This is a genomic window from Enterobacter sp. MF024 (assembly GCF_005843915.1).
Lineage (GTDB): Bacteria > Pseudomonadota > Gammaproteobacteria > Enterobacterales > Enterobacteriaceae > Enterobacter > Enterobacter barmai.
Genome location: NZ_VCBB01000013.1, coordinates 50,923 through 77,295, shown reverse-complemented (window position 1 = coordinate 77,295; position 26,373 = coordinate 50,923). Strand labels below are relative to the sequence as shown.

General features: G+C 58.0%; 21 protein-coding genes. 16 read left to right on the top strand and 5 right to left on the bottom strand.

What is annotated here, in order from left to right:
- Window positions 1-41: 41 nt before the first annotated feature.
- Window positions 42-326 (top strand): pyrimidine/purine nucleoside phosphorylase, encoded by a 285-nt coding sequence (gene ppnP, locus FFB58_RS18445; RefSeq protein WP_039031475.1) that lies wholly within the window; start codon window positions 42-44, stop codon window positions 324-326.
- Window positions 327-371: 45 nt separating this feature from the next.
- Here ppnP and rdgC read toward each other — a convergent pair whose 3' ends face one another.
- On the bottom strand, window positions 372-1,283 hold the full coding sequence (gene rdgC / locus FFB58_RS18440) for a recombination-associated protein RdgC (protein WP_138370639.1): 912 nt from the start codon (window positions 1,281-1,283) through the stop codon (window positions 372-374).
- A 124-nt stretch (window positions 1,284-1,407) separates the two neighbouring features.
- Here rdgC and mak point away from each other — a divergent pair, with 124 nt between their 5' ends.
- Window positions 1,408-2,313 (top strand): fructokinase, encoded by a 906-nt coding sequence (gene mak, locus FFB58_RS18435; RefSeq protein WP_171029976.1) that lies wholly within the window; start codon window positions 1,408-1,410, stop codon window positions 2,311-2,313.
- Between the two features lie 98 nt (window positions 2,314-2,411).
- Here mak and sbcC read toward each other — a convergent pair whose 3' ends face one another.
- A complete protein-coding gene (gene sbcC, locus FFB58_RS18430) occupies window positions 2,412-5,543 on the bottom strand; it encodes an exonuclease subunit SbcC (protein WP_138370637.1) in 3,132 nt (1,043 codons plus the stop codon).
- Window positions 5,540-6,745 carry an exonuclease subunit SbcD gene (gene sbcD / locus FFB58_RS18425; protein ID WP_138370636.1) on the bottom strand — a complete coding sequence of 402 codons (1,206 nt, stop codon included), beginning with the start codon at window positions 6,743-6,745 and terminating at the stop codon, window positions 5,540-5,542. The genes sbcC and sbcD overlap by 4 nt, the downstream gene beginning before the upstream one ends.
- 194 nt (window positions 6,746-6,939) lie before the next feature.
- Between sbcD and phoB the strand changes: the two genes are divergently transcribed.
- The 7 genes from phoB to FFB58_RS18390 all read left to right on the top strand — a co-directional run bounded on the left by phoB (window position 6,940) and on the right by FFB58_RS18390 (window position 18,253).
- The gene (gene phoB / locus FFB58_RS18420) at window positions 6,940-7,629 is read left to right on the top strand and encodes a phosphate response regulator transcription factor PhoB (RefSeq protein WP_039031479.1); all 690 of its coding nucleotides are present in this window, start codon (window positions 6,940-6,942) and stop codon (window positions 7,627-7,629) included.
- 21 nt (window positions 7,630-7,650) lie between these two features.
- Window positions 7,651-8,946: a phosphate regulon sensor histidine kinase PhoR gene (phoR, locus tag FFB58_RS18415; RefSeq protein WP_039031480.1), complete on the top strand. Its 1,296-nt coding sequence runs from the start codon at window positions 7,651-7,653 to the stop codon at window positions 8,944-8,946.
- Between the two features lie 409 nt (window positions 8,947-9,355).
- A complete protein-coding gene (gene brnQ, locus FFB58_RS18410; RefSeq protein WP_039031481.1) occupies window positions 9,356-10,675 on the top strand; it encodes a branched-chain amino acid transporter carrier protein BrnQ in 1,320 nt (439 codons plus the stop codon).
- 80 nt (window positions 10,676-10,755) lie between these two features.
- Window positions 10,756-12,129, top strand: coding sequence for a proline-specific permease ProY (gene proY, locus FFB58_RS18405; protein ID WP_138370635.1), 1,374 nt, complete (start codon window positions 10,756-10,758; stop codon window positions 12,127-12,129).
- A gap of 131 nt (window positions 12,130-12,260) precedes the next feature.
- A complete protein-coding gene (gene malZ / locus FFB58_RS18400) occupies window positions 12,261-14,078 on the top strand; it encodes a maltodextrin glucosidase (RefSeq protein ID WP_138370634.1) in 1,818 nt (605 codons plus the stop codon).
- A gap of 147 nt (window positions 14,079-14,225) precedes the next feature.
- On the top strand, window positions 14,226-16,862 hold the full coding sequence (locus FFB58_RS18395) for a DUF2339 domain-containing protein (RefSeq protein ID WP_138370633.1): 2,637 nt from the start codon (window positions 14,226-14,228) through the stop codon (window positions 16,860-16,862).
- On the top strand, window positions 16,859-18,253 hold the full coding sequence (locus FFB58_RS18390) for a DUF3999 domain-containing protein (protein WP_138370632.1): 1,395 nt from the start codon (window positions 16,859-16,861) through the stop codon (window positions 18,251-18,253). Before FFB58_RS18395 ends, FFB58_RS18390 begins: the two co-directional genes overlap by 4 nt.
- 50 nt (window positions 18,254-18,303) lie before the next feature.
- On the opposite strand, the gene FFB58_RS18385 is transcribed toward FFB58_RS18390, so the two are convergent.
- Together FFB58_RS18385 and acpH are read right to left on the bottom strand one after the other, a co-directional pair.
- Complete coding sequence (locus FFB58_RS18385; RefSeq protein ID WP_032616797.1) at window positions 18,304-18,906, bottom strand: peroxiredoxin C; 603 nt, start codon at window positions 18,904-18,906, stop codon at window positions 18,304-18,306.
- Window positions 18,907-19,033: 127 nt separating this feature from the next.
- Window positions 19,034-19,615, bottom strand: a complete 582-nt coding sequence (gene acpH, locus FFB58_RS18380; RefSeq protein ID WP_039032352.1) for an ACP phosphodiesterase — start codon at window positions 19,613-19,615, stop codon at window positions 19,034-19,036.
- 92 nt (window positions 19,616-19,707) lie between these two features.
- Between acpH and queA the strand changes: the two genes are divergently transcribed.
- From queA to FFB58_RS18345, 7 genes are all read left to right on the top strand, one after another.
- Window positions 19,708-20,778 (top strand): tRNA preQ1(34) S-adenosylmethionine ribosyltransferase-isomerase QueA, encoded by a 1,071-nt coding sequence (gene queA / locus FFB58_RS18375; protein WP_138370631.1) that lies wholly within the window; start codon window positions 19,708-19,710, stop codon window positions 20,776-20,778.
- Window positions 20,779-20,833: 55 nt separating this feature from the next.
- A complete protein-coding gene (gene tgt, locus FFB58_RS18370) occupies window positions 20,834-21,961 on the top strand; it encodes a tRNA guanosine(34) transglycosylase Tgt (protein ID WP_039032354.1) in 1,128 nt (375 codons plus the stop codon).
- A 22-nt stretch (window positions 21,962-21,983) separates the two neighbouring features.
- Window positions 21,984-22,316, top strand: a complete 333-nt coding sequence (gene yajC / locus FFB58_RS18365) for a preprotein translocase subunit YajC (RefSeq protein WP_032616800.1) — start codon at window positions 21,984-21,986, stop codon at window positions 22,314-22,316.
- 25 nt (window positions 22,317-22,341) lie between these two features.
- The gene (gene secD / locus FFB58_RS18360; RefSeq protein WP_072036752.1) at window positions 22,342-24,189 is read left to right on the top strand and encodes a protein translocase subunit SecD; all 1,848 of its coding nucleotides are present in this window, start codon (window positions 22,342-22,344) and stop codon (window positions 24,187-24,189) included.
- 10 nt (window positions 24,190-24,199) lie between these two features.
- A complete protein-coding gene (gene secF, locus FFB58_RS18355; RefSeq protein WP_138370630.1) occupies window positions 24,200-25,171 on the top strand; it encodes a protein translocase subunit SecF in 972 nt (323 codons plus the stop codon).
- A gap of 142 nt (window positions 25,172-25,313) precedes the next feature.
- Window positions 25,314-25,679: a VOC family protein gene (locus FFB58_RS18350; RefSeq protein ID WP_138370629.1), complete on the top strand. Its 366-nt coding sequence runs from the start codon at window positions 25,314-25,316 to the stop codon at window positions 25,677-25,679.
- A 12-nt stretch (window positions 25,680-25,691) separates the two neighbouring features.
- The gene (locus FFB58_RS18345; RefSeq protein ID WP_039032358.1) at window positions 25,692-26,372 is read left to right on the top strand and encodes a YafY family protein; all 681 of its coding nucleotides are present in this window, start codon (window positions 25,692-25,694) and stop codon (window positions 26,370-26,372) included.
- Window position 26,373: the final 1 nt, after the last annotated feature.

The window sequence follows — 26,373 nt, the reverse complement described above, 5'->3', positions numbered from 1 at the left end:
CCTATATTGGATTGACAACCAACGACAATAAGGACCAGTCCATGCTTCAGAGTAATGAATACTTTTCCGGTAAAGTGAAGTCCATCGGTTTTAGCAGCAGCATTACTGGCCGCGCCAGTGTCGGCGTAATGGAAGAAGGGGAGTACGCCTTCGGGACCGCGCAACCTGAAGAGATGACCGTAGTCAGCGGCTCACTGAAGGTGTTATTGCCGGGTGAAACCGAGTGGAAAATCTATAATCCGGGTGATGTTTTCAACGTACCCGGCCACAGCGAATTCCATCTGCAGGTTGCTGAACCTTCATCCTACCTGTGTCGTTATCTGTAAAAAAAAGAGCCGGGTTAACCCGGCTCCGATTTCTGGCATTAAGCATCAGCGCTGTGCTTCGCCGCCTAATCCTTCCACCACGCTTTTAATCAACGCCGCCAGTTCTCCCGTCATCAGAATGAAGTCAGCATCAAAGCGCTGGGCGTAGTCGTCCCGGTCGATATCGTCGTTCTGATCGCGCAGCTCATCGGAAAACTTCAGGCGCTTGATTGAGCCATCGTCACACATCAGGAACTGAATACGCTGCTGCCAGTCGAGGGCCAGCTTGGTCACCAGCTTGCCGGCTTCGATATGTACGGCGATTTCGTCGCTGACCAGCTCCTGCTTCTTGGCGCGGATCACGCCGCCATCTTCCAGAATCGCTTTCAGCTCGGCTTCGTCCAGCAGCTGGAACCCCTGCGGGACGTTGTTGCCACGTACCCACTCGGTGAGGGTCAGCTCGATCGGGTTTTCCATCGTCAGCGGCACCACCGGCAGCGAGCCGAGGCTTTTACGCAGCAGCGCCAGGGTGTCTTCTGCTTTTTTGGCGCTGGCGCAGTCGACCATAATCAGGCCGTTTACCGTGTCGATCCACATCATCGTCTGGCTGAAGCGGCTGAAGGCGCGCGGCAGCAGGGAGTGCAGAACTTCATCTTTCAGCGAATCTTTTTCCGTTTTTTTCAGCTTCCGCCCCTGTTCGGCTTCCAGCTTGAAAATTTTGGCTTCCAGCGCCTGCTTCACCACCGGCGTCGGCAGGATCTTCTCTTCCTTACGTGCGCAGATGATGATTTGACCATTGGTGGTGTGGGTCAGCGCATCGCTCTGTGATCCCATAGGCGGAACCCATCCGGTTTTGGCCATGTCCTGGTTGCCACACGGGGTAAATGCGTAAAGGTCTAACTGTTTTTCCATCTCGTCTGCGCGCAGTTCGATATCGCGGCTGAGACGGTAAACCATCAAATTTTTGAACCACAGCATGATAATTTCCACGGTCTTGTCGTTTAATTCAGCGGGCATGATAGCGAATTGTCGCATCGCTTGCATTGCTAATCGGGTAGCAGGCTTCTACTCTGTTGATAATCAAAATAATGAGGAACGTCCTGTGCGAATTGGTATTGATCTCGGCGGCACCAAAACAGAAGTCATTGCCCTTGGCGAGCAGGGGGAGCAGCTGTTCCGCCACCGCCTGCCCACCCCGCGTGACGACTACCGGCAGACCATTGAAACCATCGCTCACCTGGTGGAGATGGCCGAAAAGGCCACCGGCCAGACCGGCACGGTTGGCATGGGCATTCCGGGGTCGATTTCGCCCTATACCGGGGTGGTGAAAAATGCGAATTCGACCTGGCTTAACGGCCAGCCCTTCGACCGTGACTTAAGCCAGCGCCTGAACCGCGAAGTCCGGCTGGCGAACGACGCTAACTGCCTGGCGGTCTCCGAGGCCATCGACGGCGCGGCGGCGGGCGCACAGACTGTATTCGCGGTGATCATCGGAACCGGCTGCGGGGCAGGCGTGGCCTTCAATGGCCGCTCCCATATCGGCGGCAACGGCACGGCAGGCGAGTGGGGGCATAACCCGCTGCCGTGGATGGATGAAGATGAACTGAAGTACCGCGCGGAAGTGCCGTGCTACTGCGGCAAACAGGGCTGCATCGAGACCTTTATTTCCGGCACCGGTTTTGCCACCGACTACCGTCGTCTGAGCGGCCATCCGCTGAAAGGCAATGAGATTATGCGGCTGGTGGAGGAGCGGGACGCCGTCGCCGAACTGGCGCTCAGCCGTTACGAGATGCGGCTGGCGAAGTCGCTGGCGCACGTGGTGAATATTCTCGACCCGGATGTGATCGTGCTGGGCGGCGGCATGAGTAACGTTGACCGTCTCTATACCACCGTTCCCCAGCTGGTGAAGCAGTGGGTGTTTGGCGGCGAATGCGAAACCCCGATCCGCAAAGCGGTGCACGGCGACTCCAGCGGCGTGCGCGGCGCGGCCTGGCTGTGGCCGAACTGATAGTGCCATTGGTGCGGCTTGTTCCCCCCTCACCCCGGACCGTACACCCCTATGGGGAGAGGGTTAGGGTGAGGGGTACAGATAGCACCCATCCTTAACTACTCCACCGCAAACACCTTATCCAGCCTGCTGTACCCCAGCCCGTTGATCTTCTTCACTTTGATCTGCACCGGAATGCGCTCTTTCATCGCCTCCACGTGGCTGATCACGCCGATGGTTTTACCGCTGGCGTTCAGCGCATCCAGCGCATCCAGGGCGGTATCCAGCGTTTCGCTGTCCAGCGTGCCGAAGCCCTCATCGAGGAACAGCGAGTCAATCTGCGTTTTGTGGCTTACCAGATCGGAGAGGGCCAGCGCCAGCGCCAGGCTCACGAGGAAACTTTCCCCGCCGGAGAGCGTGCGGGTGTCACGCACCGCATCCGCCTGCCAGGTGTCCATCACTTCCAGCTCCAGCGCGTCGCTGGCCTTGCGCTGCAGCAGGTAGCGGCCATGCAGGCGGGTCAGCTGCTGGTTGGCGAGCCACACCAGATTGTCCAGGGTTAAGCCCTGGGCGAACTTGCGGAAGCGATCCCCCTCTTTAGAACCGATCAGCGAGTTCAGATAACCCCAGTCATCCGCCTGACGAGCCGCCTCTTCGATCTGCTGCATCAGCGTCTGCTGGTGCTGGCGATTGTCGCTGTCCTGCTTAAGCTGCTGGCGGATCTCCCCCTGACGGGTGGTGTTTTCGCGAAGCTTCAGCGCCAGCTGCTGGAGTTGCTCGTGCAGAACCGGGGCTTGCGTTGTCAGGCCCGCCGGGCGCTGTTCCAGATGTTCGTTCAGCCGTTGACCGGCCTGCTGGAGCAGCGCCGTGGTCTGCTGAATCTGATTCTCCAGGCTGTGTTTCAGCTGCTCCAGACGCTGAACCGTCCCGGCATCCAGCAGGGCCGCGAGAAACGCCTCCCGATCGCTGAAGACGCTGGCGGCCAGCGCGGCGGTAAACTGCGCCCGGGATTGTTGCAGGCGCTCGCTTTCCAGCTTGTGCTGCTGTTGCAGCGTGGCGAGCTGGCTTTGCAGGGAGACGCACTCGGTGTGGATCTCGCGCCAGTTATCCGGGATGGTGCTTTCCGCTTCCGTGAGATCCGTTTCCGGCAGGGTATCCAGCAGCGGTGCCAGGGCGGTGATGCGATCCCGCAGGGCATTATGCTGCGACTGCCGCTCCTGCCAGGCCAGCGACTCTTTTTCGCGTTCAGCAAGCCAGGCCGCCTCGGTGCCGTCCTCCGGCACCGCCAGCGACAGGGCATCAAGCGTTTGCGCCATCGCCGTGCGCGTTGCCAGAAGCTGCTGCTGGTAGAGTTGTTCCTGCGCTTCCTCTTCGCTCAGCTGGCTTTGCAGGGTCAGACGCTGGCTAAGCTGGTGGAGCTGCTGCTCGTACTGCTCCTGTTCAGCCAGCCAGGGAGCGATATCTTCCTGAATATTCAGGTTAACGTTCAGGGAACCACACACCGCCTGCCACTCTTTAGTGAGCGCTTGCTCTTCCTGCGAGAGGGTCTGCGCTTCGCTTGTTTCTCGCTGAAGCTGAGTATTGAGCGCATTCACCTGTCCGAGCACCAGCAGGCCTTCCTCTTTGAGAGCGGCAACCTCTTTTTCCATCGCGTCCCGGCGGCGCTGGTTTTCGGTGAGCACTAAGGCCTGGTACTGGGCAATCGCCGGATGCCCGGTGGAGCCGCAGAGCGGGCAGGGCTTCCCGGCTTCCAGTTCCGCCCGGTAGCTCTCCAGCTTTTTGATCTTCTCTTCCTGCTCACACAGGGTTTTGAGATCGAGATAGTGCTGGTTTTTCTCTTTGTACTGCTGACGGCGCAGCGTCAGGGTTTCGTTCAGTGTTGCCAGCTCACCCTGCGCCTTTTGCACGCTTTCGCCATTCTGGCGCAACCGCTGTTGCAGGGGCTGATAGCGGGCATGGAGGGTGGTCAGGCGCTGGCGTGCCCCGCGGGACTGCGTCTGGAGCGCCATCTCAGCGTTGGCCTGTTCCGCGCTGAGCGTCAGCGTGCTTACCGGTAAACTGGCCAGCTTCTGGCGTAACTCCGTAATACGCCGGGTCAGGTTCGCCATCTGCGTTTTGTCGCGGTTGAGCTGGGTAAAGTGCGCCCGCCAGCCGGCAATCTCCTGACTCCACTGGCGGAAGCGGTCGTGTTCGGTGAGCCACTGGGTGAGCGCGGTCAGTTCGGTCTGCAGCTCATCGCGCGCGCGCAGGGCCCCGTTGCGAATGCGCGAGCGCAGCTCCACTCTGGACTGTAAGCGAGTATTCACCTCCTGCATCTGCTGCTCGGTTTGCGACAGAAGGGCAAGCTGCTCCTGCTGCCGCTCCCACTGCGGACGCAGCTGGGCCGCAGGCTGGGCCAGATGCAGCTTTTCCAGCTCGGGCATGGCGTCGGTCAGAGCCTGCTGCGCCTGCTCTTGGGCTGCCATCGACTGCTGTTGCTCGCGCACAAGCTCATCGTGGCGGGTAAGCCATTGAAAATCTTTCTGTTGCGCCTGCTGCTGGGTCAGCAGCTGCGTTTCTTCGTCAGTAAGTACCTGCAAACCTTGCTGAAGCTGCTGCTGCTGTTCTTCACTGAGCAACACCACCCCGGCGGCCTGGGCCTGGCGCTTCTCCAGCTCGCTGCGCGCCGCCTTATGTTTTTCAAACACCATAGCGGAAATCTGGCCGTAAATTTCCGTGCCGGTCAGCTCTTCCAGCAGTTCGGCGCGCTCTTTCGGTTTGGCGTTCAGGAAGGCGGCAAACTGTCCCTGAGATAAGAGCATCGAGCGGGTAAAGCGGTCGTAGTCGAGCCCGGTCAGGGAGGCGACCAGCTCCAGCTTGTCCTTTACTTTATCCGCCAGAATTTTGCCATCTTCACACTGGGCCAGCTCCACGCGGGGCACCTGCAGATTGCCGTCCGGCTGGTTACGCGCCCGGTTCTGGCTCCAGAAGGCACGATAGGCGATGCCTTTGACTTCAAACTCCACTTCGGCGAGGCACTCGGCGGTGTCGCGGGTCATCAGGTCGTTTTGCGACTGCGAGACCGTATTCAGGCGCGGCGTCTCGTGATAGAGCGCCAGGCAGATGGCGTCCAGCAGGGTGGTTTTACCCGCACCGGTCGGGCCGGTAATGGCAAACAGGCCATTGCTGAGGAAAGGCTCGGCGGTAAAGTCAATTTTCCATTCGCCCTTGAGCGAGTTGAGGTTTTTCAGGCGCAGGCTGAGAATTTTCATGCGTCATCCTCCTCATTGCTGAGGGCGTGGAGCGTGTGGCTGAACAGTTCGTTGAGGCGGGCACGCTGGGCATCATCCAGGGGTTCCTGTGCGAGGCGGCGCTCAAAAACCTCCTCCACCCGCAGCTCGCTGAGGGTTTCCCGCAGGCTGCTGGCCAGGCTTTTCTCCCGCTGCTCGCGGCTGCGGCGCACCAGCAGTACCTCCACCGGCAGATCTTCCGTCAGATGCTGGATCTTGCGCTGCATGTCGTGCAGATACTCATCGGTGGTGAGTTCGATATCCAGCCAGACGGGCGGCGTTTGTTCCACGCCGCGCCACTGCTCAAGCTGGGCGGTAATGGCCGCCAGATCGCCCTTCAGCACCGCCAGCGGCTGGGTAATGGGCACCTCGAGCGATTCGACGGCGCTGAGCTTACCCTGGTCGAAACTCACCAGATGCACGCATTTGCTTTTGCCGGTTTCATCAAAGCTGAGGGGAATAGGGGAGCCGCAGTAGCGAATATGCTCGCAGCCGCCAATCATCTGCGCCCGGTGGATGTGGCCCAGGGCGATATAATCTGCCGCCGGGAAATGCTGGGCGGGAAAGGCATCCAGCGTACCGATATAGATGTCACGTACCGCGTCACTTTTACTGGCCCCGACGGTGGTGAGATGCCCGGTCGCGATAATCGGCAGCACGCTGTCGCCGCGAAGGGCGCAGGCCTGGGTATATTGATCGTCATAATAGTGGGTGATGGCTTTTAACAGCTGCTGCTGTTTCTCTGTCCCGGACAGACCCGCCTGGCTCTGCACCACGTCGCGCGGACGTAAAAACGGGATCGGGCACAGCACCGCCCCGGGCGTGCCGTCGCGTCTGTTCAATATTTGCGGCGCGTGGCCGGCGCTGGCGACCACGGTGGTATTCAGAAAAGCCAGGATCTCACGGGATTCATTCAACGTGGCGACGGAATCATGGTTGCCCGCTACGATCACCAGATGGCAGCCGGTTTTTTGCAGGTTCACCACGAAGCGGTTATAGAGCTCGCGCGCATAGCTCGGCGGCGAGCCGGTATCGAAGATATCCCCGGCCACCAGGATGGCATCGACGTCTTGTGATTGCGCAGTCTCAAGCAGCCAGTTGAGGAACGCTTCATGTTCGGCGGCGCGGCTTTTGCTGTAAAAATTTTGTCCCAGATGCCAGTCCGAGGTGTGAAGTATGCGCATAACAGATCCGTGGCAAAAAAAGGTTAGCGGGATTATAAACTTTCAGGGTGACGAAGATAACCGTTACAATCGGGGCTGCCATAAAACAACGGCTTGCCATTATTAGCGGGTACGTTTTTCATAAATCTGTCATAAATCTGACGCATAATGACGCCGTATTACAAACATGTAACCTCAATAAGACAGGGCTAAGTATGGCGAGACGTATTCTGGTCGTAGAAGATGAAGCACCCATTCGCGAAATGGTCTGTTTCGTGCTCGAACAAAATGGCTTTCAACCGATAGAAGCCGAAGATTACGACAGCGCGGTGAATCAGCTCAACGAACCCTGGCCCGATCTGATCCTGCTCGACTGGATGTTGCCTGGCGGCTCTGGTCTGCAATTCATCAAACATATCAAACGTGAAGCCTTAACCCGCGATATCCCGGTGATGATGTTAACCGCCCGTGGCGAAGAGGAAGATCGCGTTCGAGGCCTGGAGACCGGCGCGGATGACTACATCACCAAACCCTTCTCCCCGAAAGAGCTGGTGGCACGCATTAAGGCCGTGATGCGCCGTATTTCACCGATGGCGGTGGAAGAGGTGATTGAGATGCAGGGCCTGAGCCTGGATCCTACCTCGCACCGCGTGATGACCGGTGAAAACCCTCTTGATATGGGGCCGACCGAATTCAAACTGTTGCACTTCTTCATGACCCACCCGGAGCGCGTCTACAGCCGCGAGCAGTTGCTCAATAATGTCTGGGGCACTAACGTTTATGTTGAAGATCGAACGGTGGATGTTCACATTCGCCGTTTGCGTAAGGCACTCGAAACCAGCGGTCACGATCGCATGGTACAGACCGTCCGCGGCACGGGTTATCGTTTCTCCACCCGTTTCTGAACAATGACAGGAGTGTGACGCGTGCTGGAACGTCTGTCATGGAAAAGGCTCTGTTTTGAACTGATACTTTGCTGTATCCCGGCCCTGATCCTCGGGGCCTTAATCGGTTATTTACCCTGGTTTTTACTGGCAGCGGTCACAGGACTGCTGATCTGGCACTTCTGGAATTTGCTCCGCCTGTCATGGTGGCTGTGGGTTGACAGAAGTATGACGCCGCCGCCCGGCAGCGGAAGCTGGGAACCTCTTCTGTATGGCCTGCACCAGATGCAGATGCGTAATAAAAAACGCCGTCGTGAGCTGGGCAGTCTGATCAAACGCTTTCGCAGCGGCGCGGAATCGCTGCCGGATGCGGTGATACTCACCACCGAAGAGGGAACAATGTTCTGGTGCAACGGTCTGGCACAACAGCTGCTGGGCCTGCGCTGGCCGGATGATAACGGGCAAAACATTCTCAACCTGCTGCGTTATCCGGAGTTCACGCAGTATCTGAAAAAACGCGACTTCACCCGCCCGCATAATCTGGTGCTCAACAACGGTCGTCATCTGGAGATCCGCGTGATGCCCTACAGCGACAAACAGTGGCTGATGGTGGCGCGCGACGTGACGCAAATGCACCAGCTCGAAGGGGCGCGGCGCAACTTCTTCGCCAACGTTAGCCACGAATTACGCACCCCGCTGACGGTGCTGCAGGGCTATCTGGAGATGATGCAGGAGCAGACCCTGGAGGGCGCGCCGCGGGAAAAAGCGCTGCAGACCATGCGCGAGCAGACGCAACGCATGGAAGGCCTGGTGAAGCAGTTGCTGACCCTCTCGCGCATTGAGGCGGCTCCGACCCTGGCGCTGAATGAAACGATCGATGTGCCGATGATGCTGCGGATGTTAGAGCGCGAAGCGCAGACCTTAAGCCAGCAGCAGCACCAGCTTACCTTCGAGGTGGATAACACCCTGAAAGTGCGCGGCAGTAACGACGAGCTGCGCAGCGCGATCTCGAACCTGGTCTATAACGCGGTGAATCATACCCCCGCCGGGACCCACATCACCGTGCGCTGGCAGCATGTGCCCACGGGGGCGGAGTTCAGCGTTGAGGACAATGGCCCGGGGATTGGTCCGGAGCATATTCCTCGTCTGACCGAGCGTTTTTATCGGGTGGATAAAGCGCGTTCCCGGCAGACGGGCGGCAGCGGCCTGGGGCTGGCGATTGTTAAGCATGCCATCAATCACCACGACAGCCGTCTCGATATTGTCAGTACGCCGGGTAAAAGTACGCGTTTCAGCTTCGTGATCCCGGAACGTTTAATTGCCAGTAACAGCGCCTGACGGCGTCACTGTAATCAGATATTGCCACAGGCCAGCGTATGCTGGCCTGTTTGCTTTGCAGTCAACCGAAGCGCGGGTAAATTTTATACGCCTGTTGCTTTTTTGTTCGCATTATTAGCCATGAGTTTTTCTTATAAATGGTGTAATGTTCCACTCTCATCTTTCAGGCTGGCATATTGTTCTGGTTTTCAGATCCCATATTGCCTTTAAACGTTATAAGCGTTTAAATTGCCCCCCTGATATCGTCGGACAGACTGTATTTGCGTGGTAAATCGAAAAACTATTCTTCTCCACGCCGGTAGGAAAGCATTTCCCGCTGAGGTTGCACATTTTTTCCGCTGTTTTGTTCCGCAACGGATAGCGAAAAATTCAACGTTTTCAACACCACATCCACAGGCAGTAAGGTTTTATGACCCATCAATTGAAATCGCGCGATATCATCGCGCTGGGCTTTATGACATTTGCGCTGTTCGTTGGCGCTGGCAACATCATCTTTCCTCCCATGGTTGGCTTACAGGCGGGTGAACACGTCTGGACGGCGGCTATTGGCTTTTTAATTACCGCCGTAGGTCTGCCGGTACTGACCGTCGTTGCGCTGGCGAAAGTTGGCGGCGGCGTTGACAGCCTCAGCGCGCCGATTGGCAAAGTGGCCGGGGTGATGCTGGCCGTGGTCTGCTACCTGGCGATTGGCCCGCTGTTCGCCACGCCGCGTACCGCGACCGTCTCCTTCGAAGTGGGGATTGCCCCGCTGACCGGCGACGGCCCGCTGCCGCTGTTTATCTACAGCCTGGTTTACTTCGCCATCGTGATTCTGGTGTCGCTCTATCCGGGCAAGCTGCTGGATACCGTGGGTAACTTCCTGGCACCGATGAAGATCCTGGCGCTGGTGGTACTGGCTGTTGCGGCGATTATCTGGCCTGCCGGCCCGCTGAGCTCCGCGACCGAAGCGTACCAGAATGCGGCATTCTCTAACGGATTTGTGAACGGCTATCTGACCATGGATACGCTGGGCGCGATGGCGTTCGGTATCGTGATCGTTAACGCTGCGCGTTCCCGCGGCGTGACCGAAGCGCGTCTGCTGACCCGTTACACCGTCTGGGCTGGCCTGATGGCGGGCGCAGGGCTGGCGCTGCTCTATCTGGCGCTGTTCCGTCTCGGTTCCGACAGCAGCGTGCTGGTTGACCAGGGCGCTAACGGTGCGGCAATCCTGCATGCTTACGTTCAGCACACCTTTGGCGGCGCGGGAAGCATGATGCTGGCTATCCTGATCTTCCTGGCCTGTCTGGTGACGGCGGTTGGCCTGACCTGTGCCTGTGCAGAGTTCTTTGCCCAGTACGTGCCGCTCTCTTACCGCACGCTGGTGTTTATCCTGGGCGGCTTCTCTATGGCGGTGTCGAACCTCGGTCTGAGCCACCTGATTCAGGTCTCCATTCCGGTGCTGACCACCATCTACCCGCCGTGCATCGTGCTGGTCGTGCTGAGCTTCACCCGCGGCTGGTGGAACAATTCCACACGAATTATCGCGCCGGCCATGTTTATCAGTCTGCTTTTTGGTATGCTTGACGGCATTAAGGCATCTGCTATCAGCGCCATTCTGCCTGCCTGGACACAGCGTCTGCCGCTGTCCGAACAGGGTCTGGCGTGGTTGATGCCTACCGTTGTTGCACTGGTACTGGCAATTATCTGGGATCGTGCTGCAGGGCGTCAGGTTACATCGAACGCGCACTAATCAACGGCTGAATGTTTAACCACGGGGCGTAATGCCCCGTGGTTTTTTGTTTTTTTTAGTCTGAAATGGCATGACAACAAATGGAAAGCACTAACAAACTCAAGCGTGGATTGAGCGCCCGCCACATCCGCTTTATGGCGCTGGGTTCTGCAATCGGTACTGGTCTTTTTTATGGCTCGGCAGATGCCATTAAAATGGCCGGTCCCAGCGTTCTGCTGGCGTATCTTATCGGCGGTGTTGCCGCTTACATCATCATGCGTGCGCTGGGGGAGATGTCGGTACATAACCCGTCAGCCAGCTCCTTCTCCCGCTATGCGCAAGAAAACTTAGGCCCGCTTGCTGGCTATATCACCGGCTGGACCTACTGCTTCGAAATCCTGATTGTCGCTATCGCCGACGTAACGGCGTTCGGCATTTATATGGGCGTCTGGTTCCCGACCGTGCCGCACTGGATCTGGGTGCTCAGCGTGGTGCTGATCATCTGCGCCATCAACCTGATGAGCGTGAAGGTGTTTGGCGAGCTGGAGTTCTGGTTCTCCTTCTTTAAAGTCGCCACCATTATCATCATGATTGCTGCCGGTATCGGCATCATCATCTGGGGGATTGGCAACGGCGGACAACCGACCGGGATCCACAATCTGTGGAGCAACGGCGGCTTCTTCAGTAACGGCTGGATAGGCATGGTAATGTCGCTGCAGATGGTGATGTTTGCCTACGGCGGGATCGAAATCATCGGTATCACCGCCGGTGAAGCGAAAGATCCTGAGAAGTCTATCCCGCGCGCCATCAACTCGGTGCCGATGCGTATCCTGGTCTTCTACGTGGGCACGCTGTTTGTGATCATGTCCATCTACCCGTGGAACCAGGTCGGCACCAACGGCAGCCCGTTCGTGCTGACGTTCCAGCATCTGGGGATCACCTTTGCCGCCAGCATTCTTAACTTCGTGGTGCTGACCGCGTCGCTTTCCGCCATCAATGCCGACGTCTTCGGCGTGGGGCGTATGCTGCACGGCATGGCCGAGCAGGGCAGTGCGCCGAAAGCATTCGCTAAAACCTCCAGCCGCGGTACGCCGTGGGTGACGGTGCTGGTGATGACCGTGGCGCTGCTGCTGTCGGTGTACCTCAACTACATCATGCCGGAAAACGTCTTCCTGGTGATTGCATCGCTGGCAACCTTTGCCACCGTCTGGGTATGGATCATGATTCTGATGTCGCAGATTGGCTTCCGCCGCCGTCTGTCGCCGGAAGAGGTAAAAGCGCTGAAGTTTAAGGTGCCGGGCGGCGTGGCAAGTACCGTTGCCGGCCTGATCTTCCTGGTCTTCATTATCGGACTGATTGGTTACCATCCGGAAACCCGCATCTCGCTGTATGTCGGCTTTGCGTGGATTGCGCTGCTGCTGGTGGGCTGGGTGTTTAAACGCCGCCGCGAGCGTCAGCTAGCTCAAGTGCAGTAACAGCAATGCCCGGCAAACGCCGGGCATTTTTCTCCTCCCCCTTCCTCCTCCCCCAATAAACCTCTCCGTGAGGAGTGAACATCAACTACCCTGTGGCAAGGTGACCTCATTTCTGGGAAAGGGGATAAAAGATGTTGAATGCATGGCACCTGCCGGTTGCCCCATTTGTTAAGCAAAACAACGATAAACTTGTCATCACGCTGTGGCTGACGGGCGAGAATTTGCCTGAGCGGGTGACGCTGCGCGCTGAAATCGATAATGAAGAGACGTCGCTGAAAATGCAGAAGCAGCGCAGCCAGCCGCAACCCGGCGTGACGGCCTGGCGGGCCACCATCGACGTGGAGAAAGGGCAGCCGCGCCGCCGCTACAGCTTTAAGATGCTCTGGCATAACCGTCAGCTGTGGTTCACCCCGCAGGGTTTCAGCCGTTTTCCACCGGCGCGGCTGGAGCAGTTTGCCGTCGATTACCCCGATGCCGGGCCGCAGTGGGTGGCCGACCAGGTCTTTTATCAGATCTTCCCGGACCGCTTTGCCCGCAGCCAGCGGCGCAACCCGGAACTGGATCGCACCTATCATCACCATGCCGCCGGCCATGAGACCCTTTTCCGGGAGTGGGATGAGCCGGTAACCGCCCAGGCGGGGGGATCGACGTTTTACGGTGGCGATCTCGACGGCATCAGCGAGAAGCTGCCCTATCTGAAAAAACTGGGCGTCACGGCGCTCTACCTCAACCCGGTCTTTGTCGCCCCCAGCGTGCATAAATACGACACCGAAGATTATCGCCACGTGGACGAGCGGTTTGGCGGCGACGTCGCCCTGTTACGCCTGCGGGAGAACACCCACCGGGAGGGGATGCGCCTGATCCTCGATGGCGTGTTCAACCACAGCGGTGATTCCCACGCCTGGTTCGACCGCCACAACCGGGGGACGGGCGGGGCCTGCCATAACCCGGACTCGGCCCAGCGGGACTGGTACAGCTTTGACGACGAGGGCCGCGCCCTCGACTGGCTGGGCTACGCCAGCCTGCCGAAGCTGGATTATCAGTCGTCCGGGGTGGTGGATGAGATCTACGGCGGCGAGGACAGCATTGTTCGTCACTGGCTGAAAGCGCCGTGGAGCATGGACGGCTGGCGGTTGGACGTGGTGCACATGCTCGGCGAAGGCGGCGGGGCGCGCCATAATCTGCAGCACGTCACCGGGATCACCCGTTCGGCGAAGGAGGCCAATCCAGAGGCTTTCGTCTTTGGTGAACATTTTGGCGACGCCCGCCAGTGGTTACAGGCTGATGCAGAAGATTCGGCGATGAACTATCGCGGCTTCACCTTCCCGCTGTGGGGTTTCCTCGCCAATACCGATATCTCCTACGATCCGCAGCAGATTGATGCGGAAACCTGCATGAGATGGATGGATAACTACCGCGCCAGCCTTTCCCATCAGCAGCAGCTGCGCATGTTTAACCAGCTCGACAGTCACGACACCGCCCGCTTTAAGTCGTTGCTCGGCAAAGATGTCGCCCGCCTGCCGCTGGCCATCACCTGGCTGTTCACCTGGCCTGGGGTGCCGTGTATTTACTATGGCGATGAGGTGGGGCTCGACGGCAATAACGATCCGTTCTGCCGGAAGACCTTCCCGTGGGAGGATGAAAAACAGGACAAAACCCTGCTGGCGCTCTACCAGCGGTTAATCAGGCTGCGCAAGCAGAACCAGGCTCTGCGCTACGGCGGCTGTCAGGTGGTGTACGCCCACGACAACGTGGTGGTGTTTATGCGCGTCTACAACCAGCAGCGGGTGCTGGTGGCCATTAACCGGGGCGATGCCTGTGAAGTGGTGATGGACGATTCGCCGCTGCTCAACGTTAAGCAGTGGCAGCTGAAAGAGGGGAAAGGCGTGGCGCAGGACGGCGTACTGTCGCTCCCGGCGATCTCGGCTTGCGTCTGGTTCGGTAATTAATTTGCTGTACGGCAGGTGCTGAGCGCCTGCCGCCTGCTTCCGGGTGGGAAGAATTTCTGAAAAGCGACTAGTTTTACAGTCAGAGATAGCGGAAATGCAACAATTTGTGTCAATCTGCTTAACCCATATACGGTGGAAGGTGGAAACATGGATGAGCTACTGATCTTTGGCTGCATTGTTTTATTGTTCGTGGGGGTGGTGGTGCTCATCCTCGCGATTGTCGCCCTTAACCGCACCTCGGCGTTTCGCTTTGAGCTAACGGTTCTGCGCCGCCGCCTTGAGGAGCTTGAAAAGCGCGGCGTGGCAGAAAAACCTGTCATGCCGCAGGCTGAAGCGGTGACAACTGCGCCGACACTTGTGGCCCCGGAACCGGTCGCCGCCGTTGTGCCTGAGCCCGCCGATCCCTGGCTCTCCCGGGCGAAGCCTGCACCCGCTGCCCGGGAGCCAGACCCTGTTAACGCGACGACCAAAGACCGGGAGCCTTCTGCTCTGGGCGGCATGATTACCTCGCTGGTACGCTGGTTTATGCAGGGTAACCCGCTGGCGAAGCTTGGTATTTTGCTCCTGTTCTTCGGCCTCTCATTCCTGCTGCGCTATACGGTTGAACATTCACTCTTCCCTCTGGAATTACGTCTCGTCGCGGCCGCGCTATTTGCTCTTGTGCTGCTGGCGACAGGTTGGCGATTACGTCATAAACAGCCGGTTTACGCCCTGATATTACAGGGGGGCGCGACAGGGGCGCTCTATCTCACCGTTTTTGGCGCGTTCCGCCTGTGGCAGATGCTGCCGATGACCCTGGCTTTTGCGCTGCTGGTGGTGATTTGCGCCGCGAGCGTGGGGCTGGCAATCCTGCAAAAGGCGCTCAGCCTGGCGATGCTGGCAAGCCTCGGCGGTTATCTGGCGCCGCTGCTGCTCTCCAGCGGCAGCGGCAATCATGTGGCGCTGTTCTCGTTTTATCTTCTGCTTTCCGTGGGCATTCTCGCCATCAGCATCTGGCAGCACTGGCGGGAGCTGAATCTGCTCGGCCTGGCCTTCACCTTTGGCGTCGGGGGATTATGGGGAGCAAATGCTTACCAGCCCGCGTACTACCTGAGCTGTCAGCTGTTCCTGATCGCAAATACGATCCTTTTCGGCGTGTTGAGCGTGGCGCTGTCGCTGCGTGCGCAGGAGAAGGGGAAACAACTTATTGATGGCGTGCTGCTGTTTGCGCCGCCCCTGGTGGGCTTTGGCATGCAGTACGCCATTACCCGGCACTGGGAGTATGGACCAGCCCTCAGCGCGTTGGGGTACGGCGGTTTCTATGTCGCATTAGCCTGGCTGGCCTTGCGTCGCTACCCTTCGCTGGGGAAACCGCTGGTCCTGGCTGCGCTGGCGCTTGGCGGCGCCTTTATCACCCTCGCTATCCCGCTGGCGCTCTCGGCGCGCTGGACATCGATGGCCTGGGCGCTGGAAGGGCTGGGGATCCTCTGGCTGGGGGTGCAACAGCACCAGCGACGCATGACGTACAGCGGCACGGCGCTGCTGGTTCTGGCGCTGTGCAGCGCGCTTTGGGCGCAAGTAAATGGCACGGTGCCGCTGTCTCTGATGCTGATCTTCGCGGTTCTCAGCCTGTGCTGGCTGGCGGGGGCATGGCTGTGGCGTGCGGTCCAGCTTCAGGTCAGCCTGGGGCTTCTCGCAGGCGGACTACTTTTCTGGCTGGTCGCGCTGGCGGGCGCATCGCAGTGGGTGCTGAACAATGACTCACGGGTGATGGCGGGCGTGCTGGGGTTGCTGGCGATCTCGGTCTGGGGCTGGCGCAGCGTTGCGGGGCGGCTGGCATGGCAGGCGCTGGATCACAGTAAATGGCTGCTGTGGCCCATGATGCTGGTGGTGCTGCTGTATCAGATATCACAGCAGCAGATCTTCGCCGCAGGCTGGTCGAATCTGGCGTGGTGTGTTGCGTTACCCGCGGCGGTGGCGTTGCTCTGGCGCGACGGAGCGGCATTGCCGCCGCGGCTGTCCAGGATTGCGCATTTGTCGCTATTCTGGATGGTTCTGCTGGCGCTGGCGATGGAGCTTTTCTGGTTTGCACGCGATCTGCCGTGGGGCATGGCGGCCTGGGGAAGCGGCCTGATGATGGCGGCGGGTGGCCTGACAATCTTCCTGATTAACGAGGCGGTGGGGCGGAATATCTGGCCATTCCGCGTCTGGCCTGCGCTGTATGGGGTACAGGCGATGCTGCCGGTTACGGTGGCGTTGACAGGCCTGTTAGTGCTGACCAACTTCCAGGATGGCGTGGTTTATCGTCAGACCTGGTTGCCGTTAATCAATCCGCTGGAGGAGGGGGCGGCCCTGGCGTTGCTGGGGCTGGTGATGCTGTATCGCGCGGCGTTGCGCTACTTCCCGGTCTATGTCGCGGTCTCCCGCCCCTGGCCGGTTGTCGCCTTGCTCGCCCTGAGCTGCTGGTGGCTGAACGGCATGCTGCTGCGGGCCCTGGCCTGGTACGGAGAAATTGCCTGGGATGCGGACGCGCTATGGCATTCGCGGCTGGTGCAGACCTGCTTTGCGCTGGTCTGGATGCTGGCGGCGCTGGTGGTGATGCTCCATGCCACCCGGCGTCACTCCCGCCGCCAGTGGCTGTGCGGCGCGGTGCTGCTGGGAATTGTAATTGTGAAACTGATGCTGGTGGACAGCGCGGGCGGCGGCGGGCTGGCGCGGGCAATCGCGTTTATCGGCGTGGCTATTCTGGTGTTAATCGTCGGGTATTTCTCCCCGTTACCGCCAAAAGCAGGAGAAGCAAAATGAAATGGATGAGAGCGGTGTTATGGGGCGTGCTGTTCAGTGCCGCCGGGGCGGCCTCGGGCAACGATAAGGCAGGGGAAACGCCGCAGGATTACGCCACGGGGATGTCACTTGGAACGCTTGACGCATCGCCCTGGTATCGCGTTGCGCTGCCCCAGGCGGTCTATCAGACCACGGCATGGCTGGACCTGCGTGATGTGCGGGTCTTTAACCATCGTGGGGATGCTGTGCCCTTTGCCCTCGAGGTGCAAAAACAGCAGCCCGTGACACCAGAGACGCTGGATCTGCGGCTTTTCCCGCTGGACAGGGCGCCGGTCTCGTCGGCTGAACAGCAGGAAAAGGGGCCGGCATCCGTTGTTTTACGCTCCAGGAGCGGGATTGAAATCCATCTGGAAAGCGACGAGGTAAAAAGGTTCGGCCAGAGTTATTTACTGACGCTGCCCGAGGAGAGAAAAGATCCGCTTTATCTGGCGCAACTGCGCCTGAACTGGAACACGCCGCCGGGTAACTGGCAGGGGAAAGCGTCGGTCTATTCCAGCGAGGATCTCCGCTACTGGCGACAGGTGCAGCAAGATGCGCCTCTGATGGATCTGACCCGTGACAACGATCGGCTGAAGATGGATACCATCAGCGCCCGTCTGATGCTCTCCGGGGAAGGGACGCGATACCTGCTGGTGATCCTCGATTCGCAAAGCCCGGCGCTGGCCCTGAACGGCGTCAGCGCCATTGCCGATAGCCGCGAGCCGGAACCTGAACGTGTGGTGATCGCTGCCCGGGCCGAAAAAGCGGGCGATGACCAGGTCGTCTGGCGCTGGAAAAAGCCGCAGCCGCTGAGCTCGCTCAGGATCACCCTGGCAAATGAAGGGGTCTTGCCGGTGGAGTTGAGCTGGCGCAGTGGCGAAAAAGAGCCCTGGCAGCCGCTGAGCAAAACCGTGCTCTACCAGCTGGATGGTAAACGTTCGGACGATATCCTGCTTTCCGGTCAGCCGGTTGAAGCGGTGCGGATGGTGACCATCAATACCCGCCTGCCCGAGACGCTGCCTGAAATGAGCGGCGCGCGCGACAGCTATCAGCTGGTGTTCAATGCCCAGGGCAAAGGCCCCTATATGCTGGCCTGGGGAAACCGGGCGGCCAAAAAGGCGGACATCGGGCTGGATATGCTGATCCCGGCATCGCTGCGTAACACCCATCCGGTAAACGCGCTGCCGTGGGCGCTGGCGCAAGAGGACGTCACTTTGGGCGGCGAAGAACGACTGACGGCGACCTCGGCTGCCGAGCAACAGGCACGCTGGAAAACGCTGCTGGTGTGGGGCGCGCTGCTGCTCGGGGTTGGAGCGCTGGCGCTGATGGCCTGGCGGATCTGGCGGGAAGTGAAAAAAGACGGGGCGGCGTAACGCCATAAAAAAGGCCCGCATCTGCGGGCCTTTCTCGTAAACCGTGCCGATTACAGGCTGGATACGTTCTCGGTCAGGTATTTAGCAACGCCTGCCGGAGAGGCAGCCATACCTTCTTTACCTTTTTCCCACTGAGCCGGGCACACTTCACCGTGCTCTTCGTGGAACTGCAGCGCGTCAACCATACGCAGCATTTCGTCGATGTTACGACCCAGTGGCAGATCGTTCACAACCTGGTGACGAACGATGCCGTTCGCGTCGATCAGGAAGGAGCCACGCAGTGCAACGCCAGCGTCCGGATGTTCGATACCGTAAGCCTGCTGGATTTCACGTTTGATGTCCGCAACCATTGCGTATTTCACTGGACCGATGCCGCCGTTGTCGACAGGGGTGTTACGCCATGCGTTGTGTACAAACTCAGAGTCGAAGGAGACGCCAACCACTTCCACGCCACGCTTCTGGAATTCTTCGTAACGCTTGTCGAACGCGATCAGTTCAGACGGGCAAACGAAGGTGAAGTCCATTGGCCAGAAGAACAGAACGGTCGCTTTACCGTTGGTGTGCTGCTTGAAGTTGAAGTTTTCAACGATTTCACCGCTGCCCAGAACGGCTGCTGCTGTAAAATCCGGAGCCGGACGAGTTACCAGAACCATATGATTCTCCTGTGATTACTAAGGTTATTTAGAACGCAACGCGGGCCAGTATAGAGAGTGTTCGTCCTAAAGACAAAGAGGCGCTGACAATCGTTAACCCAGCTTTTACCTATCAATCACATTTATATTAAAGCTGCTTATGCTTCGCCTGCTCCATCATCCGGGGATAGAACTGCCAGAAGCGCTGCTCCAGCGCGTCGTAATGGGCGTCCAGATCCTGCCAGGAGTCGCGCAGGGCGTCGAGACGCGGGCGGCGGCTGGCCATGCCGTTAAGTACCCGCTGTATGAAATCCATCTCGCTGTAGCGCTCCAGCCAGCGCTCTGACCACAGGTAGTCATTCAGATTCACAAAGCGCGGCGGAGAGTCGGGCAGGATAATCGCCACCTGGGCATGGGCATAGCGCACGAACGCCGGCAGCGGCATCTCGGGGGAGAGCTGCGCCCAGTGGCGGGAGACAAAGTGATCCCACATCACATCCAGCGTAATGGGTGCTACCCGGCGGGTTTCCGGGCGGAACCACTCTTTAGCCTCTTTCACTTCGGGCAGATTGTCGGTGAGAACATCGATCCGGCGATGCATGAAAATGCCCTCCACGACGTCGGCGGGGTAATCCTCAGCAGGGTTGCCGCGCACGAAGTCGGCCAGCAAATTGCCGGAAAGGGAGCTGTCAGCGAGATGGGCGAGGTGCAGGTGAGCGAGAAAATTCATGCGATTCGTTATCCGAAGCGAGGCTAGTTGTTGCAGCAAAGAGGTGTGAGCACTAGACTAAGCCGCCTGTTTTTAAGTCACGAGTATATGCCATGCGCGTCGCCGATTTCTCCTTTGATTTACCCGAGTCCCTGATTGCCCACTATCCTATGCCTGAGCGCAGTAGCTGCCGCTTATTGTCGCTGGATGGGCCGACGGGGGCGCTGACGCACGGTACTTTCACCGATCTGCTCGACAAGCTCAACCCGGGCGACCTGCTGGTGTTCAACAACACCCGCGTGATCCCGGCCCGTCTGTTCGGCCGCAAAGCCAGCGGAGGCAAGATTGAAGTGCTGGTCGAAAGAATGCTCGATGATAAACGTATTCTGGCACATATTCGCGCTTCCAAAGCCCCTAAGCCGGGCGCGGAGCTGCTGCTGGGCGATGACGAGAGCATTAAAGCGACCATGACTGCGCGTCACGATGCGCTGTTTGAGGTCGAGTTTGATGACGACCGCACGGTGCTGGATATCCTTAACGCTATCGGCCACATGCCGCTGCCGCCATACATCGAACGTCCGGATGAAGAGGCTGACCGCGAGCTGTATCAGACCGTCTACAGCCAGAAGCCGGGTGCCGTAGCGGCGCCGACGGCGGGCCTGCACTTTGATGAACCTCTGCTGGAAAAACTGCGTGCGAAGGGCATTGAGATGGCCTTTGTGACGCTGCACGTCGGCGCGGGAACCTTCCAGCCGGTGCGCGTTGACAGCATTGAAGACCACATCATGCACTCCGAATATGCCGAAGTACCGCAGGAGGTTGTCGATGCAGTGATGGCGGCGAAAGCGCGCGGTAACCGCATCATTGCCGTTGGTACAACGTCGGTTCGCTCGCTGGAAAGCGCCGCGCAGGCCACCAAAAATGACCTGATCGAGCCGTTCTTCGGCGATACTCAAATCTTCATCTACCCGGGTTATCAATATCAGGTGATCGACGCGCTGGTGACCAATTTCCACCTGCCGGAGTCAACCCTGATCATGCTGGTATCGGCCTTTGCTGGTTATCAAAACACCATGAATGCCTACAAGGCTGCGGTAGAACAAAAATATCGCTTTTTTAGTTACGGTGACGCGATGTTTATCACGTACAATCCGCAGGCTTTGAATGAGCGTGTCGGGGAATAAGTCCGCGACAGCAGAATAATGTGTTGGACTGTTTTTCTGGCACAGAGGAATAAGAATGAAATTTGAACTTGATACCACCGACGGTCGCGCTCGCCGTGGCCGCCTGGTGTTCGATCGCGGCGTAGTCGAAACGCCAGCCTTTATGCCTGTGGGCACTTACGGCACCGTAAAAGGGATGACGCCGGAAGAAGTTGAAGCCACAGGCGCGCAAATTATCCTCGGCAACACCTTCCACCTGTGGCTGCGCCCGGGCCAGGAAGTGATGAAGCTGCACGGCGATCTGCATGACTTTATGCAGTGGAAAGGCCCAATCCTGACCGACTCCGGCGGCTTCCAGGTCTTCAGCCTCGGCGATATCCGTAAGATCACCGAAAAGGGCGTGCATTTCCGCAACCCGATCAACGGCGACCCGATTTTCCTCGATCCAGAAAAATCGATGGAGATTCAGTACGATCTCGGTTCCGACATCGTAATGATCTTTGACGAATGTACGCCATACCCGGCGGACTGGGACTACGCCAAGCGCTCGATGGAGATGTCGCTGCGTTGGGCGAAGCGCAGCCGCGACCGTTTTGACTCTCTGCAGAACAAAAATGCGCTGTTCGGCATTATTCAGGGAAGCGTTTACGAAGATTTACGCGATATCTCTGTTAAAGGTCTGGTAGAGATAGGTTTTGATGGCTACGCTGTCGGCGGTCTGGCTGTGGGAGAGCCGAAGGAAGATATGCACCGTATTCTGGAGCATGTTTGCCCGCAAATTCCAACAGATAAACCTCGATACCTGATGGGCGTCGGTAAGCCAGAAGACCTGGTTGAAGGCGTGCGTCGCGGCATTGATATGTTCGACTGCGTTATGCCGACCCGCAACGCCCGTAATGGCCACCTGTTCGTGACCGACGGCGTGGTAAAAATCCGTAATGCGAAGCATAAAAGCGACACCAGCCCGCTCGATGCCGAGTGCGATTGCTATACCTGTCGCAATTATTCTCGTGCCTATTTGCATCATCTTGATCGTTGTAATGAAATATTAGGCGCGCGTCTCAACACGATTCATAACCTTCGCTATTACCAGCGCTTAATGGCTGGTTTACGCAAGGCTATTGAAGAAGGTAAATTAGAGAGCTTCGTGACCGATTTTTACCAACGTCAGGGTCGGGATGTCCCACCTTTGAACGTTGATTAATTTATTTAATGAGGGAATTTTAATGAGCTTTTTTATTTCTGATGCGGTAGCGGCAACAGGTGCACCGGCGCAGGGCAGCCCGATGTCTCTGATTCTGATGCTGGTGGTGTTCGGTCTGATCTTCTATTTCATGATCCTGCGTCCACAGCAGAAGCGCACCAAAGAGCACAAAAAGCTGATGGACTCCATCGCGAAAGGCGATGAAGTGCTGACTAACGGTGGTCTGGTTGGTCGTGTGAGCAAAGTTGCTGATAACGGCTACATTGTCATCGCACTGAACGATACCACTGAAGTGGTTATCAAACGTGACTTCGTTGCTGCCGTTCTGCCGAAAGGCACCATGAAAGCGCTGTAATTAACTTTTCCCAAAGGGAACTGCCGTGTTAAACCGTTATCCTTTGTGGAAGTACATCATGCTGGTCGTCGTCATTGTCGTCGGCCTGCTGTATGCGCTTCCCAACCTGTATGGTGAGGATCCGGCTGTTCAAATCACTGGCGCGCGCGGCGTCGCCGCCAGTGAGCAAACGCTGATCCAGGTCCAGAAAACGTTACAAGAAGAAAAAATTACCGCTAAGTCTGTGGCACTGGAAGAGGGCGCAATTCTTGCTCGCTTCGACTCCACCGACACGCAGCTCCGCGCTCGTGAAGCGCTGATGGGCGTGATGGGTGATAAATATGTCGTGGCGTTGAACCTTGCTCCTGCAACTCCGCGTTGGTTAGCTGCTATTAACGCTGAGCCGATGAAACTCGGTCTCGACCTGCGTGGTGGCGTTCACTTCCTGATGGAAGTGGATATGGAAACCGCACTCGGAAAACTTCAGGAACAAAACATTGATAGCCTGCGCAGCGATCTGCGCGATAAAGGCATCCCTTACACCACCGTGCGTAAGGAAGATAACTACGGGATGAGCATCGCGTTTCGCGACAGCAACGCCCGCGACCAGGCGATGGATTACCTGACCCAGCGTCACCGCGATCTGGTGCTCTCTTCTCAGGGTAGCAACCAGCTGCGTGCGGTGATGACCGATGTGCGTCTGAAAGAAGCGCGTGAATACGCGGTTCAGCAGAACATCAACATCCTGCGTAACCGTGTTAACCAACTCGGCGTAGCTGAACCGCTGGTACAGCGGCAGGGTGCTGACCGTATCGTGGTTGAACTGCCGGGTATCCAGGATACCGCGCGTGCGAAAGAGATTCTGGGCGCTACCGCGACGCTGGAATTCCGTCTGGTGAACACCAACGTCGATCAGTCTGCTGTTGCTTCTGGCCGCGTGCCGGGCGACTCAGAGGTGAAACAGACCCGTGAAGGCCAGCCGGTTGTCATGTACAAGCGCGTGATCCTGACCGGTGACCACATCACTGACTCGACCTCCAGCCAGGACGAGTACAACCAGCCGCAGGTTAACATCTCGCTGGATAGCGCGGGTGGTAACATCATGTCTAACTTCACCAAGGACAACATCGGCAAACCGATGGCGACCCTGTTCGTGGAGTACAAAGACAGCGGTAAGAAAGATGCCAACGGTCGTTCCGTGCTGGTGAAAGAGGAAGAGGTGATTAACATCGCCAATATCCAGTCTCGTCTGGGTAACAGCTTCCGTATCACCGGTATCAGCAACCCGAACGAAGCCCGCCAGCTCTCGCTGCTGCTGCGTGCCGGTGCGCTGATTGCGCCGATTCAGATTGTTGAAGAGCGTACCATCGGTCCAACGCTGGGTATGCAGAACATCACTCAGGGTCTGGAAGCCTGTCTGGCCGGCCTGGCGATCTCCATCATCTTCATGGTCTTCTTCTATAAGAAGTTTGGTCTGATTGCGACGTCGGCGCTGATTGCCAACCTGGTGCTGATTATCGGCATTATGTCCCTGATACCAGGGGCGACGCTGACCATGCCAGGCATTGCGGGTATCGTCTTAACCCTTGCGGTTGCGGTGGATGCCAACGTACTGATTAACGAACGTATCAAAGAAGAGCTCAGCAACGGTCGCTCAGTCCAACAGGCGATTGATGAAGGGTACCGTGGCGCATTCAGCTCCATCTTCGATGCGAACGTAACAACACTGATTAAGGTTCTTATCCTGTATGCAGTGGGTACTGGCGCGATCAAGGGCTTTGCTATCACCACCGGTATCGGTGTGGCAACGTCAATGTTTACCGCTATTGTCGGCACCCGTGCCATCGTGAACCTGCTGTACGGCGGCAAGCGCGTTAAAAAGCTGTCTATCTGAGGAGTGCGTTGTGGCACAGGAATATACTGTTGAACAATTGAACTACGGCCGTAAAGTCTGGGACTTTATGCGCTGGGACTACTGGGCCTTCGGCATTTCAGGTTTTCTGCTGATCCTGTCCCTCGCCATTATTGGCGTGAAAGGCTTCAACTGGGGTCTTGATTTCACCGGCGGTACGGTGATTGAGATCACCCTGGAAAAACCGGTCGACATGGACCAGATGCGTATCTCGCTTGAGAAAGCGGGCTTTGAAGAGCCGCTGCTGCAGAACTTCGGCAGCAGCCGCGACATCATGGTGCGCATGCCGCCAGTGAAGGATGCCAACGGCAGCCAGGAGCTGGGCAGCAAGGTTGTACAGGTGGTTAATGAAACGACCAGCCAGAATGCAACGATAAAACGTATTGAATTCGTTGGCCCGAGCGTCGGTGCGGATCTGGCCCAGACCGGTGCGATGGCACTGCTGGTGGCGCTGCTCTGTATCCTGACCTATGTCGGTTTCCGCTTTGAGTGGCGTCTGGCTGCCGGGGTGGTAATCGCCCTGGCGCACGACGTGGTGATCACCATGGGCGTTCTATCGCTGTTCCATATCGAGATCGACCTGACCATTGTGGCCTCGTTGATGTCGGTTATCGGTTACTCGCTGAACGACAGTATCGTGGTATCGGACCGTATCCGTGAAAACTTCCGTAAGATCCGTCGCGGTACGCCGTACGAAATCTTTAACGTGTCGTTGACCCAGACGCTGCACCGTACCTTGATTACCTCCGGGACTACCCTGATGGTGATCCTGATGCTGTATCTCTTCGGCGGTCCGATTCTGGAAGGCTTCTCGCTGACCATGCTGATCGGTGTCTCCATCGGTACGGCCTCTTCCATCTACGTCGCGTCCGCGCTGGCGTTGAAACTGGGCATGAAGCGCGAGCACCTGCTCCAGCAGAAAGTGGAAAAAGAGGGCGCGGATCAACCGTCCATCCTGCCGTAACGGAAATGCTGTTACGTCAGCAAAATCCCGGTCTTATGGCCGGGATTTTTTTTGCCTGCTCCTGACAAACACTCCTGACAGTATGCTGTCAGGAGCCCTGGCGTAGACTCCTTCTGACCCCAAACAACAGGCAGGAGGATGTATGAAAAGTGTGATTAACTGGTTTGAAATTCCGGTTGCTGAGATGGATCGCGCCATCAAATTTTACGAGCCGGTGATGCAGGTGTCGCTGAGACGCGAGAAAATGGACTGCGCTGAGCTGGCTGTTTTCCCTCATGACGATCCGGCTACCGGCGGCGCGCTGGCGAAATTTGATGGCATTACACCGTCGCAGCAGGGCGCTATTATCTATCTGCATACTGACAATCTGGCGGCCACACTGGATCGCGTTTCGTCCGCCGGTGGTGCCTGCGTGTTCGGCCCGCTGGAGCTGCCGCACGGTATTGGCACCATTGCGCTCTTTACCGACAGCGAGGGCAACCGCGTCGGTCTTCATCAACCCGCCTGATCCGGAGAATCTATGACCCGACGCGCTGACCGCCTGTTTCAGATTGTGCAGATCCTGCGCGGCAGGCGTCTGACAACGGCAGCGCATCTGGCGGACAGGCTGGGCGTGTCTGAACGCACGGTCTACCGCGATATCCGGGATCTGTCGCTCTCCGGCGTGCCGGTGGAAGGGGAGGCGGGGAGCGGCTACCGGTTGATGTCGGGTTTCGACCTGCCGCCGCTGATGCTGACCAACCGGGAATCGGAAGCGCTGATGGTGGCGATCCGCCTGCTCAAAACCTGGGGCGGGGAGTCGCTGTCGCGCGAGCTGGAGTCGGCGCAGGAGAAAGTGCTGGCGATCCTGCCGGAGGAGAGCCGCCGCAAGGCCGAGCAGACGCGCATCTATGCCCCGGATATTGCCATGCAGAACCACTCCCGCAGCGGTTTCGATCTGATTCATCAGGCGATATCGGCCCAGAGGGTGCTGGCGCTGCATTATCGGGATGAAGCCGGACAGCTCTCTTCCCGCGAGGTGCAGCCGCTGGGGTTGTTCTTCTGGGGAGAGCACTGGCTGCTGGCGGCCTGGTGCGAACGGCGCGATGACTATCGCTGTTTCCGGCTCGACAGGTGTCTGAATATCACAATGACGGACAGGCGGTTTAGCGAAAGCGCGGACAGGTCGTTGGCGGATTTTCTCAGGAAAGTGAAGCAATAAA

Excerpts from the sequence above, each read along its gene's own strand:
- ppnP (WP_039031475.1), top strand. The coding sequence starts at position 42 with ATGCTTCAGAGTAATGAATACTTTTCCGGTAAAGTGAAGTCCATCGGT.
- rdgC (WP_138370639.1), bottom strand. The coding sequence starts at position 1,283 with ATGCTGTGGTTCAAAAATTTGATGGTTTACCGTCTCAGCCGCGATATC.
- sbcC (WP_138370637.1), bottom strand. The coding sequence starts at position 5,543 with ATGAAAATTCTCAGCCTGCGCCTGAAAAACCTCAACTCGCTCAAGGGC.
- sbcD (WP_138370636.1), bottom strand. The coding sequence starts at position 6,745 with ATGCGCATACTTCACACCTCGGACTGGCATCTGGGACAAAATTTTTAC.
- phoB (WP_039031479.1), top strand. The coding sequence starts at position 6,940 with ATGGCGAGACGTATTCTGGTCGTAGAAGATGAAGCACCCATTCGCGAA.
- brnQ (WP_039031481.1), top strand. The coding sequence starts at position 9,356 with ATGACCCATCAATTGAAATCGCGCGATATCATCGCGCTGGGCTTTATG.
- proY (WP_138370635.1), top strand. The coding sequence starts at position 10,756 with ATGGAAAGCACTAACAAACTCAAGCGTGGATTGAGCGCCCGCCACATC.
- malZ (WP_138370634.1), top strand. The coding sequence starts at position 12,261 with ATGTTGAATGCATGGCACCTGCCGGTTGCCCCATTTGTTAAGCAAAAC.
- FFB58_RS18395 (WP_138370633.1), top strand. The coding sequence starts at position 14,226 with ATGGATGAGCTACTGATCTTTGGCTGCATTGTTTTATTGTTCGTGGGG.
- FFB58_RS18390 (WP_138370632.1), top strand. The coding sequence starts at position 16,859 with ATGAAATGGATGAGAGCGGTGTTATGGGGCGTGCTGTTCAGTGCCGCC.
- FFB58_RS18385 (WP_032616797.1), bottom strand. The coding sequence starts at position 18,906 with ATGGTTCTGGTAACTCGTCCGGCTCCGGATTTTACAGCAGCAGCCGTT.
- acpH (WP_039032352.1), bottom strand. The coding sequence starts at position 19,615 with ATGAATTTTCTCGCTCACCTGCACCTCGCCCATCTCGCTGACAGCTCC.
- queA (WP_138370631.1), top strand. The coding sequence starts at position 19,708 with ATGCGCGTCGCCGATTTCTCCTTTGATTTACCCGAGTCCCTGATTGCC.
- tgt (WP_039032354.1), top strand. The coding sequence starts at position 20,834 with ATGAAATTTGAACTTGATACCACCGACGGTCGCGCTCGCCGTGGCCGC.
- yajC (WP_032616800.1), top strand. The coding sequence starts at position 21,984 with ATGAGCTTTTTTATTTCTGATGCGGTAGCGGCAACAGGTGCACCGGCG.
- FFB58_RS18350 (WP_138370629.1), top strand. The coding sequence starts at position 25,314 with ATGAAAAGTGTGATTAACTGGTTTGAAATTCCGGTTGCTGAGATGGAT.
- FFB58_RS18345 (WP_039032358.1), top strand. The coding sequence starts at position 25,692 with ATGACCCGACGCGCTGACCGCCTGTTTCAGATTGTGCAGATCCTGCGC.